General features: G+C 58.6%; 11 protein-coding genes. 4 read left to right on the forward strand and 7 right to left on the reverse strand.

Going from position 1 to position 12,525, the window contains the following annotated elements:
* Nucleotides 1-51 precede the first annotated feature (51 nt).
* Genes AC2FF8_RS11635 through AC2FF8_RS11660 form a run of 6 tightly spaced genes read right to left on the reverse strand, consistent with a single transcriptional unit; the run spans nucleotide 52 to nucleotide 5,468 of the window.
* The gene (locus AC2FF8_RS11635) at nucleotides 52-339 is read right to left on the reverse strand and encodes a cytochrome C oxidase subunit IV family protein (protein WP_170345470.1); all 288 of its coding nucleotides are present in this window, start codon (nucleotides 337-339) and stop codon (nucleotides 52-54) included.
* A gap of 4 nt (nucleotides 340-343) precedes the next feature.
* The gene (locus AC2FF8_RS11640) at nucleotides 344-892 is read right to left on the reverse strand and encodes a cytochrome c oxidase subunit 3 (RefSeq protein ID WP_170345471.1); all 549 of its coding nucleotides are present in this window, start codon (nucleotides 890-892) and stop codon (nucleotides 344-346) included.
* Nucleotides 889-2,811: a nitric oxide reductase activation protein NorD gene (locus AC2FF8_RS11645; RefSeq protein ID WP_496879763.1), complete on the reverse strand. Its 1,923-nt coding sequence runs from the start codon at nucleotides 2,809-2,811 to the stop codon at nucleotides 889-891. Before AC2FF8_RS11645 ends, AC2FF8_RS11640 begins: the two co-directional genes overlap by 4 nt.
* An 8-nt stretch (nucleotides 2,812-2,819) precedes the next feature.
* A complete protein-coding gene (locus AC2FF8_RS11650) occupies nucleotides 2,820-3,629 on the reverse strand; it encodes a CbbQ/NirQ/NorQ/GpvN family protein (protein WP_496879764.1) in 810 nt (269 codons plus the stop codon).
* Between the two features lie 5 nt (nucleotides 3,630-3,634).
* Nucleotides 3,635-5,002, reverse strand: a complete 1,368-nt coding sequence (locus tag AC2FF8_RS11655; RefSeq protein WP_152460361.1) for a cbb3-type cytochrome c oxidase subunit I — start codon at nucleotides 5,000-5,002, stop codon at nucleotides 3,635-3,637.
* A 16-nt stretch (nucleotides 5,003-5,018) separates the two neighbouring features.
* Nucleotides 5,019-5,468 carry a c-type cytochrome gene (locus AC2FF8_RS11660; RefSeq protein WP_152460362.1) on the reverse strand — a complete coding sequence of 150 codons (450 nt, stop codon included), beginning with the start codon at nucleotides 5,466-5,468 and terminating at the stop codon, nucleotides 5,019-5,021.
* Nucleotides 5,469-5,793: 325 nt separating this feature from the next.
* Here AC2FF8_RS11660 and AC2FF8_RS11665 point away from each other — a divergent pair, with 325 nt between their 5' ends.
* Nucleotides 5,794-6,906: a Hint domain-containing protein gene (locus AC2FF8_RS11665; RefSeq protein ID WP_496879765.1), complete on the forward strand. Its 1,113-nt coding sequence runs from the start codon at nucleotides 5,794-5,796 to the stop codon at nucleotides 6,904-6,906.
* An 18-nt stretch (nucleotides 6,907-6,924) separates the two neighbouring features.
* On the opposite strand, the gene AC2FF8_RS11670 is transcribed toward AC2FF8_RS11665, so the two are convergent.
* Entirely contained in the window at nucleotides 6,925-8,121 is a 1,197-nt protein-coding gene (locus tag AC2FF8_RS11670; protein WP_496879766.1) for an NnrS family protein, read from the reverse strand.
* 245 nt (nucleotides 8,122-8,366) lie between these two features.
* Here AC2FF8_RS11670 and AC2FF8_RS11675 point away from each other — a divergent pair, with 245 nt between their 5' ends.
* The 3 genes from AC2FF8_RS11675 (at nucleotide 8,367) to AC2FF8_RS11685 (ending at nucleotide 12,409) form a co-directional block, all read left to right on the forward strand.
* On the forward strand, nucleotides 8,367-10,043 hold the full coding sequence (locus tag AC2FF8_RS11675) for a cytochrome D1 domain-containing protein (RefSeq protein WP_257601365.1): 1,677 nt from the start codon (nucleotides 8,367-8,369) through the stop codon (nucleotides 10,041-10,043).
* A 124-nt stretch (nucleotides 10,044-10,167) separates the two neighbouring features.
* Nucleotides 10,168-11,952 (forward strand): NapC/NirT family cytochrome c, encoded by a 1,785-nt coding sequence (locus AC2FF8_RS11680; RefSeq protein ID WP_425079540.1) that lies wholly within the window; start codon nucleotides 10,168-10,170, stop codon nucleotides 11,950-11,952.
* A gap of 55 nt (nucleotides 11,953-12,007) precedes the next feature.
* Nucleotides 12,008-12,409: a cupredoxin domain-containing protein gene (locus AC2FF8_RS11685; RefSeq protein WP_496879767.1), complete on the forward strand. Its 402-nt coding sequence runs from the start codon at nucleotides 12,008-12,010 to the stop codon at nucleotides 12,407-12,409.
* Nucleotides 12,410-12,525 lie beyond the last annotated feature (116 nt).

A 12,525-nucleotide genomic window follows, 5' to 3' on the forward strand; every position in this document is an offset into this window, starting at 1 on the left:
AGGACCCCCTTTGCTTGAATACTGCCGCCTCTCGGGGCGGCATTTTTTTCTTCAGACCAGATAGAGCGCAAAAACCACAACCGAAAACCCGGTCAACACCATGGTGAACCCACGCAGCCAGCTTTGGCTGTTTTCCAAATCCAGGTAGTGTTTCAGGATCACGCGGGCCTTGATCAGCGCAAGCAACAGGATACCGCCAGCAATGATCGCGCTTGGCGCCCCAATCAGGGTCAGCAGCGCGGATCCCACGCTGAGGCCCAAGAGCGCAAGCCACGCCTGGATCAAAGGGTTCGACGACCTCTGACGTGAAATGTTGGTCAAAGATGAAGGTTGGGCCATCTGACTATCCCAGCAGATAGATCACTGGAAACAGCATGATCCAAACCAGGTCCACCATGTGCCAGAACTGCGCGCCCGCTTCGACGCTACTGGGGTCGTCGCGCCAGGCCACCAGCAACAGAATACCAACCCCGGCCAGGACATGCGCGGCATGAAAGCCGGTCAGCATATAGTAGAACAGGAAGAATGGATGCGTTTCATATCCTATCCCCTGAGACGCCTTGTCGGCATATTCCGCACCCTTGATGATCAGGAACACGACACCCAGAAGCGCGGCAAGGATCAACGCCAAACGGGCCCGCAAACGTTGCATGTTCCGCCGCCATTGCAGCGCCTGTGCGGCCAGATAGCCGGATGTCACCAAAACCGCCGTGTTCAAGGCCGCACCCGTGCGATGCAGATGCGACTGCGCCTCGGCAAAACCTGCCGGATCCGTCAGGCGCACCCCCATGAAAGCGATCATCCCCGCGCCAAAAACCAGCAGTTCCGAAATGATCAGAACCCACATCAGGAACTCGCCCGGCAGTTCGTCTATCAGAGAGGTATCACTCATGCGCCGACCAACTGGCGATAGATCTGCGGCAGGGCCATGGTCAGGCGATGCGGATCTGGAATGACGGCGAAACCGCCCTGCCCGAACATGCGAGGAAACCAGCTTTTGCCGGTTTTATCGATGGTGACGCCGAACACTGACTGTCCGGCCCGACGCGCCTCGCGTGTGGCCATGCAGGTATCTTCGATGCCGTGGCGCCCCTCGTAGTGATCCAGGTCGTTTGGCTTGCCGTCCGTTATGACCAGCAGCAATCGGCGCTTGCGGGACTGGCTTGCCAGATCTGCGGAACAGTGCCGGATTGCCGCGCCCAACCTTGTGTAATGTCCGGGGCGCAGCGACGCGATGCGCTGTTCAACTTTGGTTCCCATCTTCTCGTCAAACCGTTTGCAACGTTGCACATAGACGCGCTGACGCTTGAGGGAGCTGAATGCATGAATGGCGAAATCGTCGCCACAAGCGTTCAGGCCCCAGGCCAAGGCCGCCAGCGCCTCGCGTTCGATATCGATCACGGCGCGACCAGTAACGGCGCTTTCAGTCGAGCGGCTGACATCCAGCAGGATCGAGACCGCCAGATCGCGGGCCTCGGGGCGGGATTGCATCCAGACGCGTTCCGTCCCTTCACCATTTGCGCAGCGGTCAACCTGCGCCCGAACGGCGGCTTCCACATCCAGCTGGTCTCCGTCCAGATGGCCCCGGGTCATCACACGCCCCGGGCGCAGCGCCTCGAATTGGCGCTTGACGGCACGAATGCGCCGCGCAGTGGCCGGATCCTTGCCGAACTCGGCGGCATCGTCGCGGATATCGGCATCCGAAAGCAGAACGTTCACATGATCCGGCAGGTACTGACCCGTCCGCACATCCCATTCGGGATATAGAATACGGCCTGACAGTCGTTCGCGGTTGACGTCTTCGGGCGCCAGGTCAAGGTGAAGCTTCAACTTGGTAGGCGGCGCTTTTGAGATCTGGCCAAGACCGATCTCTTCCTGATCGTCAGCCGCCTTCTTGGCGTTGTCGGGATCGTCGTCATCGATGCGACGGTTGATATTCAGGAATTCGGCCCAGCTGAGGATGGCTTCGAATTTGTGCAGAATGAAACTGTCGCTGCGCTCGGCCTGATCCGATTTGCGGCGTCGGGCGCGGTGTGTCTTTTCGCCGGATTCCTCTGGCGGGCCTTCAGTATCGGGGTTTTCAACCTCGTTGTGTTCCGAGAACCCGACGGCCCGCAATTCCGGCCACAGGGGAACCGGGCGCATCGGCTGATAGCCGCGCGGAGCGATCAGGTCGTCGTCAAGTGCCAGAAGTTGCTCGGCCTGATCCGACAAGGGTTTGGGATCGCCCAGCATATGACGGATCAGTTCTTCGACCGCAGCCTCGGCAGGCGGCAGACTGGGGATATCGCGCTGATACAGCACGCCCTTGCAAAGTTCGGTGTAAAGCGGACGCAAGCCAGGCGCGTCGTCCAGAGTCGCCTCGACCATGTACCGGGCGGCAACCAAGGCACGCAGGTCGGCACGCAGTGGATCGTCTTCGTCAATTCGGGTTCCGGCATGGGCAGCGGCGGCGGCCAACCAGACATAGAGCGCGCCGTTTGCCTCGCGCGCCGGGAATACAGCCAGACGGTCGGGCAGGCGCAAAACCTCGCCATCGAACGAGGCGCGCGGCATCAATTCCACTTCGGTTGCAAGTTTGCGGCGCCAACTCAGGCGGTGACGCGAAACCTCGGGTGAGACCGGGCGCAATTCAACGCCCGGACTACCCCCAAGCCCCCGAAAGAGGACTGCCAGCCGCCCCGCGACCTCGGAAAGGTCGACCGCGGCTCCAACATGCACCTGGGGTGCATCGAGGCGGCTGGCAAGGGTGTGCCACAGTTTCCCGATCGTTTCTTCGGGTTCCCATGGCTCAAAGTCGATCCTGACCATCACCGGCCTCACCCAAAGACGGCGGTGACAAGATCGAGGAGCCCGCGTTTGATATCCTCGTCATCGGTCAGAGGTTCGATCATGGCGGCAAGGATGGCGCGGTCGGTGGACATGCCCTGCGCGATCAGCGTCGCAGCATAGACGACCAGCCGGGTGGACACGCCTTCCTCGAGGTCCTGACCCTTGAGCCCGCGCAGCTTGCCCGCCAGCCGCACCAGCGGCTTGCAGCGTTCCAGCGGCAGGCCGCTTTCCTGCGCGACCACCTCGGCTTCCATCTGAGGCGAGGGAAAGTCGAACTCCAGCGAGATGAACCGCTGCCGGGTCGAGGGTTTGAGGGTTTTCAGGATATTCTGATAGCCGGGGTTGTACGAGGCCACCAGCATGAAGCCGGGCGCGGCCTCAAGCTCTTCTCCGGTGCGATCGATCGGCAGGATGCGCCGGTCGTCGGTCAGCGGGTGCAGCACCACGGTCACGTCCTTGCGCGCCTCGACCACCTCGTCGAGATAGCAGATCGCGCCTTCGCGCACCGCGCGGGTCAGGGGACCATCGACCCAGACGGTTTCGCCGCCCTTCAGCAGATAGCGTCCGATCAGGTCGGCGGCGGCGAGATCGTCGTGGCACGCTACGGTATAGAGCGGGCGGCCAAGTTTCGCGGCCATGTGGGCCACAAACCGGGTCTTGCCGCAACCCGTCGGACCTTTCAGCAGAACCGGCAGATCGTTGTTGAAAGCGGCGGTGAAGACATCGCATTCATCGCCCTGGGCCAGGTAGAAGGGGGCGTTTGCCGCCCCCTCTTTCAGGTTCATGGAGCCATCCATATCCATCACTCCGCTGGGGTTTCGGCTGCGCCGGGTTCAATGACCTCTTTGCGAGGAACCCAGATCGAGTAGATGAACAGCAGCGCCCCAAGGACAACGACCAGACCAGAGCCAAGACGCATCCAGTAGAAGATCGCGATCTGGTCCTGTACGTCCATGAAGTAGTCTCCGACGACACGTTGCATGTGAGTCTGCACGGTTCCCCCGAAGGTCAGCACGAAAGTCATGAAGACCATGCCGCTGGTCATCAGCCAGAACGAACCCATATTCAGAACCTGATTATAGGGATCACGGTTCTTCAGGATCGGCATAGCGTAGCTGAAGATCGCAAGGTTGAGGCAGACATAGGCGCCGTAGAAAGCCAGGTGACCGTGGGCTGCGGTGATCTGCGTGCCGTGGGTGTAGTAGTTAACCCCGTGCAGCGTGTGCAGGAAGCCCCAGACACCGGCACCGAAGAAGGCCAGCGTGGCACAGCCCAGCGACCACAGCAGCGCGGCCTTGTTGGGGTGGTCCCGGCGGCCCTTCCAGACCATGACGAAGGCAAAGGCCATCATCGCGAAGAAGGGGATCACCTCGAGGCTCGAGAAGATCGAACCGATCCACTGCCAGTATGCCGGCGTGCCGATCCAGTAATAGTGGTGGCCGGTGCCGAGGATGCCCGAGAACAGCGCGGCGGCGACGATGACATAGAGCCATTTTTCGACCACTTCGCGGTCAACACCGGTCAGCTTGAGCATCAGATAGGCCAGGATCGAGGCCATGATCAGCTCCCACACGCCTTCGACCCACAGGTGGACGACATACCACCAGTATTGCTTGTCCAGCGACAGGTTGCCCGGGTTGTAGAAGGCGAACAGGAACAGCAGCGCCAGACCCCAAAGGCCCAGAAGCAGGATGTTGGTAATGGCTGTCTTTTTGCCTTTCAGAACGGTCATCGACACGTTGTAAAGGAAGATCAATGCAGCCACGACGATGCCGGCCTTGACCCATTTGGGTTGCTCAAGGAATTCGCGCCCCTCTTTGCCAAGCAGCCAGTTGCCTTCGAACAGGTTGAAGACATAGGTGACGACCACGCCCAACGTACCGACAACAAGGATGATCAGTTGCAGATAGGCCAGCTTGGGCGAGTGGATCTCGCGCTCGGCTTCTTCCGGGATCAGGAAGTAGGCCGCACCGAAGAAGCCCAGGATCAGCCAGACGATCAGAGAGTTGGTGTGCAGCATCCGCACGATGTTGAACGGCAGAAGCTCACTCAGGAAATTGGGGAATACATAGATGAAACCGGCCAGAAGGCCGCCAATCACCTGTATCGCGAACAACGCCATAGCTACCGCAAAGTAGGCATAGGCGATTTTTTGGGATTCGTATTTCATTGTTTCGTTCCCTTTCTCAGCCTGCCTCGTTGGGCGGCCAACCCTGCGCGTCGATATTGTCCGTCCAGATCAGGAAGTTGGTCAGGTCACGGAGTTCTTCGTCGCTGAGGTTGAAATTGGGCATCTGCCGACGACCGGGAATGCCGGTCGGTTGTGCTTCCATCCAGCCCTTGAGGGATTCAAAGGCTGATTCCGGGTCGTCCAGCACGCCCCAGCGGGTCATCACGTTGCCGACTTCGGGGGCAAAGTAGGCCCCTTCACCCAGAATCGAATGACAGTTCACACAGGCGTGTTTTTCCCAGACATGTTTACCCCGAACCACACTGTCATCGAGTTTCGCGGCATTTTCAGAATTGACGATATACCAGTGGGAATGGGCCGAAAGGGCCAGAAAGATGAGAATGAAGAACAGTGACCCGCCATAAAAAATATTGCGGGCCATGCTCTTTGTCATGACGTCTCGCATTGCGCTCTCCTTTGCGCAGATTAGCTAGTGTCAGCAACATGACGGGCGGGACGCGGTAGTGCCTTAACGAAAGTCAAGACCTGTCACGAGATCAACCGGACGGTTCAGAATTGAACGATTTGGACCGGCTGATCGTCAGGAGAAGAAGAGCTGCCAGTCAATTTGCGAACAGCATTTCCGTATTGAGTGTTCTCTCCATTGAATGGCCATTGAATTGACGCAAGTATTTGCCAAGCAGTATGGAAGGAAGGAAAGTCAGCGCACTTTCCTTGCTGTGTCAAGATTTCCGGTGCCTCGGTAGCGCCAATGGTTAAAAGGTACGAATATGGCAAACTATTCCTATATTGGTTACGCACCCGGGGTCATTACGGTCGATTTCAACTTCGGCCCCGATTTCATTACGCTTGACCCCAATTTCGACCCCGCAACAGACCGTCGTGTATTTGATGTAACCGATGCAGCTGGCGGAACGATCCTGAACGGGGCGAACCCTCTGCCCGATACCGGCACTGTGTTCAATGGTGACCGATTCAACAACGAAAACGGTGACGACGCCACGCAAACAGGTGTGGTGACCAACCTGGACGGATCGACCACTTTTGCCAACGGAGACATCTACCTTGAAGAATCCTATTCCCTGACCAATCCATCGGGCGGAACGATCGATGTGTTTCGGGTCGAAGTCGAGGGCACATTGGTCGGATACATCACGTCCGAGCCCCTGGTTCCGGGCCTGACCTATACGTTCCAGGTTTCGAACGTTACCCCGACCAACGCCCCTGACACGACGGACCCAACCACGATTGTCGATGTACCCTGCTTTGTTGCCGGAACACGGATCATGACCCCAACCGGTCCAACTCCGATCGAGGATCTGAAAGTTGGCGATGTCGTTTTGACCGCGGACAATGGGCCGCAACACATACGCTGGATTGGCACGCGACATCTGGACCAAGCGGCGCTTCGCGCCCGTCCCAGGCTGAAGCCCATCCGGATCGAGGCCGGTTCACTGGGCGATCAGTTGCCCGAGGGTGATCTATTCGTGTCACCGCAACACCGCATGCTGGTCCGGTCGCCGATTGCGGTCAGAATGTTCGACGCCGAAGAAGTTCTTGTTCCTGCTCACATTCTTGTCGGCGTGCCTGGCATTTCAATCGCTGATGACACCCGTGCGGTGACCTATGTCCATCTTTTGTTTGACCGTCATGAAATCATCTATGCGGAAAGTGCACCTTCCGAAAGCCTGCTCACCGGCGCACAGGCCCTGTCCAGTGTTCACCCGGACGCAAGGGCGGAGATTCTTGCACTGTTCCCTGAATTGGATCAGCGCAATTACGTTCCGCCGGCCGCAAGACGGATCCCGGAAAAAGGGAAACGCGCTCGGGCTTTGGTCCATCGTCATATCAAGAACGCGCGGCCTCTGATCGCTGGACGATAGACGCCGCCCGAACAGGCGTCAGGTCTGTTGCACGGCGCGAGGGCCGGTCAGGGCAGGCCACATGGCGAACAGATACAGCCCCATTGCCGCGATCCAAAATCCATCCGCAGTCAGCATCGCCGCCATGTAACCTGCTGCCATGTCGGATCCCAACCAACGCACAAGCGCAGCAACCGCCATCAAGCCATAGGCAATCGCCATGGGCCTTGGCGCGACAAGGGGTCGACCGCTATGGCCCAAGGCGGCGCGGCTCATTACGGCCAGGGTCATGCCTCCAACGCAACCAATGCCCAGAACGTGGAGCGCGCCGATCTCATTTCCCATTCCAATGGCAGCCATCCCCCAGAGAACCAGACCCAGGGCCAGCATCCCGAGGCCCAGATGCAGGGCGATCAGGATCGGTTGACGCAAAGCCCAGCCTGTTCTCCAACGCGCCATGCGTATCAGTTGAACAAAGCCCATCACCAAAGCTACGGCTCCCGCAACAGGCCCGACATCAAGTGCAAGCACAAGCAGGGGCAGCAGCAGCGCCAGAATCATCGTCGCCCTGTCCAGCCAGGCCACGGTTACCGGCCACGATGCTTCGGGTTGACCCGCTCTTTTCATGGCATTGCGAGTAAAAGCGGGCGTAATCCGGCCGCCCAGGATCGCGATCATCGAACACAATGTCAAAAGCCCGGCCCGGATGCCGGTGTTCAACGTATCCACCGTGACCCCCATCCATTCCAAATGGACCATTACATTCGAGGCCAGCATCAGAACCAGAAGATACAGAAACACCATATTCTGGGGCTTGGGTCGACGAACCAGTTGACTGGCAATTTTCAGCGCCAGAATGGGAACAAAGATCAGGTCCACGACTGCGACGAACAAGGGAGGCAACACTCCGGAAAACCAGACCGCCAGACGCCCGGCCATCCAGATCAATGCGACAAGCGTGATAAAGCGGGCCCGCGCCTCGGGCGCACCGGTCCAGTTCGGCAAGGCGGTCAGAAAAAACCCCCCCAAAGCGGCCGTTGCATACCCAAAAATCATCTCATGCGCGTGCCACATGACCGGGGGCATCGCATAGCTTTGGTCCATGTAAGGCATCAGCCCGTCGAGCGACGCCAACCACACGCCCCACGCGACCCCTGCAAACACGCCGTAAAGACCCGCCGAAAGGAAAAAGACCCGGAACCCCTCACTGAAAACACGTGCGATTACAGCTGTCATGCCTGCTCTCCATAGCTTTTCCCGCCGTTGAGCAATGTGTAGTTCCTTCACGACCCGGCGCCCTTAACCAAAATCAAGACCGGGCTTAAACATGTGTGAAAAACACAAGTTTTATTGGGGTTTTTGATCCGTGTTTTCTGTCCAAAGTGCCTGGTCTGCGCCCTTCCCGTTGACTTTGGTCAAGGATGACATCCACGTGATGTTTCACTCTCGGCAGCGCCTCACCACGCATATGGAGAGTGATCATGTCACTTGGAATCAGCTACAACAAACCCGGCCGCGCCTTTGGGGTCGGATTGGCAATGTTGTTGGGCAGCGTCGCTGCTCCGACCTTCGCCGAAGAGCCAACTTTGAGCGAAGAAGCCTTTGAATCGTCTAAACAGCTCTATTTCGAACAATGCGCAGGCTGCCACGGCGTTTTGCGCAAAGGTGCCACGGGTAAAAACCTGGAACCGCATTGGAAGAAGACCGCAGCCGACGGCACGGTCACCGAAGGCGGCACCCTTAAACTGGGGCAGGAACGCCTTGAAAAGATTATCGCCTGGGGAACCGAAGGCGGCATGAACAACTTCTCGGACATCATGACCGAGCAGGAAATCAAGGACATGGCGACCTACATCATGATGGAGCCGCCGAAACCGCCTGAAATGTCGCTGGAACAGATGAAGGCGACCCGCAAGGTTTACGTCGAAGAAGAGGACTATCCGACCGAGCCGCTGCACGGCCGCAACTGGGAAAACTTCTTTGTCGTCATCGAACGTGACGTAGGCAAGGTGGCCGTGATCGACGGTGACACCAAAGAGGTCCTGACCCACATTCCGACCGGCTATGCGGTGCACGTTCTGAAAGCATCCGAGCACCACTCGCTGGAAGAGCCGGAACAACCCGGGCGCTTCTGGTACACCATGGGCCGCGACGGCAAGATGACCAAAATCGACCTCTGGCAGACGCCGGACAAGATGTTGGTATCCGAAGTCAAGATCGCCTATGACGCCCGCGACGTTGCCGTGTCCGGCGATGGCAAATACGTCATCGGTGGTGGCTACTGGCCGCCGCACTTTGCAATCGTTGATGCGCAAACCATGGAACCGCTCAAGGTCGTATCGACCCGCGGCGTGAACGTGGACGGCGAGTATGTCGAAGAAAGCCGCGTGGCCGCCATCTACACCACGCCGAACGAACCGACCTGGATCGTCGCCGTGAAAGAGCTGGGACAGCTATGGCAGGTCGATTACACCGATCTGGACAACCTTCGGATCGACAAGATCGACAGCGCCAAGTTCCTGCATGACGGGTTCTTTGACCCGACGGGCCGCTATTTCCAGATCGCCGCGAACGCGTCGAACAAGATGGTGGTTGTCGATACCGAAACCCACAAGCTTGAGGCGATGATCGACACCGCCGCCCTGCCGCACCCGGGTCCGGGCGCCAACTGGGTCGACCCGAACTGTGGCCCTGTGGCCGGCACGACCCACCTTGGTGTCGGTACCGTGACCGTTTGGGGCAACGATCCTGAAAACCGTCCGGATGACGCCTGGAAAGTCTGCTACGAAGTGGAAACCGACGGCCCCGGCCTGTTCGTCCGCACCCACCCGAACTCGGATTACATCTGGGCTGACCAGACCAAGCATCCGGAACCGGAAGTGCAGCAATCCGTACAGGTCATTTCGAAAGAAACCGGCGAGATCGTGAAAACGATCCAGATCACCGAAGACGAAGGCAGCGCTGCTGTTCACTTCGAATTCAACGCCGACGGCACCGAGGTCTGGGTCTCCAAGTGGAACCTGTCGGACTCGAAAGAACCCAACGGTCAGATCGTGATCTTCGACGCCAAGACGCTGGAAGAGATCGGCCGCATCGACGGGCTTTATGCCCCGACCGGCAAGTTCAACGTCTACAACCGGTCGAACCACGTCACCTGACGAGGGTGAGACCATCACAGGAAAGGGCGGGCCCCTCGCCCGCCCTTTCCTTGTTCGAGGCATCAGCCAAACTCACCGGCCTGCCACCAAGGGCCAGACAATACAGCCAAAACGGAGCCCGGATATGACCTCCGAACCGGATAAGAAAAAACCGATCTGGCGCCGGTATTTCCTATGGGGAATGCCTGTGGCCGGTATCGCCGCGGCCTTTGCCGCCGGCATCATCTTCTGGGGCGGGTTCAACACCGCAATGGAAGCCACGAATACCAAGGAATTCTGTATCTCGTGTCACGAGATGCGTGATTTTGTCTACGAAGAATATACCGGCACGATTCACGACGTGAACCGGTCGGGCGTGGGGGCTGTCTGTTCCGACTGCCACGTGCCCAAAGACTGGACCCATAAGATGATCCGCAAGATCAAGGCGTCCAAAGAGCTTTATGGCAAATTGGTCGGCACCATCAACACCCGCGAAAAGTTCGAAGCCAAACGTGTGCATCTGGCGATGAACGAGTGGGAGCGGATGAAGGCCACCGATTCGCGCGAATGCCGCAACTGTCACGATTTCGAATCGATGATGCCCGAATTCCAGAAACCACGCGCCCGTCAGCAGCACCTCAATGCGATGACCGTCGGACAGACCTGTATCGACTGCCACAAGGGGATTGCACACTCGGATGCACGCGACAGGGCGGACGAAGAGTATCTGGAAAAGCTTGAAGCACCGAACCCGGACTTCATCCGGCCGATACCCCCGGAATACCTGGCCAGCCTTGAAAAGATCGAAGCCAAAGAGGCCGCTGAAGCAGAAGCGGAAAAAGCCGCCAAGAAGGCTCAGCAAGAGGCCGTTCAGGCCCAGATCGCAGCGGCTGTTGACGCTGCTTTGGAAGAAGAACGCGCAAAAGCCTCCGGTGAAGAGGCCGCAGCGCCCTCTGGCGGAGCAAGCGACGTTGCGTCCAACATTGACTGGAACGCAGTGGCCGCGGCGGATCTGAAGCTGTTCTACCCCGGTCAGGCCTCTTTCGAATGGGTCCAGAACGGCAAGTTCCATGGTGGCGCACGCCCCCTGACCAAAGGCGGGGATCAGTGCACCACCTGCCACGCCAAGGAACTGGACACCATCGGCAACAAGATCGTTGCAGGTGGCGATCTTGAACCGACTCCCATTCCGGGCAAACGGGGTGTCATCGACGCAACCGTTCAGGCGGCACATGACGACGAAAACCTCTACATTCGTCTGCAATGGCCGGACGCGGGTCACAACCCTGCCCCGTTCGTCGATGGCGGCAAGATGGACCCGGACAACCAGATCAAGGTTGCCATGATGATTACCGGCACTGGCATCGAGCTGGGCGATCAGGTGGGCTGCTGGGCCTCGTGCCACGCCGACAACACCTATATGCCTTTTGCGCCCGAAGCGGATGCGATCGCGGCAAATGCGGATGTTGCCGGTCGCCTCAATGCCACGGACACCATTACCAAATACATCAGCGAAAGCCGCACCGATGTTGAGGTCAAAGGTCGCCGCGGCAAGGCCCTGGGTGGCTGGGACAAGCTGAAGGCCGAGGAACAGATCGAGCAGTATCTGGCCGACGGCACCTATCTTGACCTGATGCGTGTCTACGCCGACGGAAGCGCCACCAATGGCTATCTGTTGGAGCAGCGCGTGGTCAATGATGGTGAAATCGCCGCATCGGCCGAACTGTCCGGTGGCATGTGGACCGTGGTGTTTACGCGCCCCCTGAATTCGGGTGCGCCCGGTGATGTGCCTTTGGAGGCAGGCAAGACCTATACCGTTGGCTTTGCCATCCACGACGATTTTGCTGCCGCAAGGTTCCACCACGTGACGCTGAATACCAGCCTGGCGCTGGATGATGACAGCGCGCTCATCAACGTGGTCAAACAATAACGGATCGGGGCCGGGTCAAGCGGCCCCGGCCACTTTTGGAAAGGAGACATGGACCATGAAACCCCAACGCCTTCTTCCCGCGCTGCTGCTTCTGGCCGCGCCCGCCTGGGCGGACGAAACCGCCGAAATCTGCGCCGAGGCCGAAGAGCGCTATGTCGAGTTGTTCGGTCAGCCTTCGTCGGCCGTCGAAGACGCTGAAGTGGTGCTGATGTACAAATACAATTTCTGCCCAGCCGAATTGACCGTAAAGGCAGGCACAACTGTCCGGTGGGTGAATGTCGACAAACGCACCAGCCATTCCGTTCTGTTGAAGGATGGCAGCCAACCTGAAAGTGATCGCCTGTTCCCCGAGGAATCCGTTGAACTGACTTTTCTCACGCCCGGTCCACAGGACTATCTGTGCGGCCCGCATTGGAAGACACAGAACATGATCGGAATGATCACCGTCGAACCCTGAAACAAGGCACAATACAGGCAAGATGAAGGAGCGCGGGCGCAAATCCCGCGCTCCTTAACTTATGTCAAGGAGGTTGGTTTTCGATTGGGCCAATCTTCCCCCATGACACGCCCGGC

This window comes from Ruegeria sp. YTSA144 (assembly GCF_059610125.1).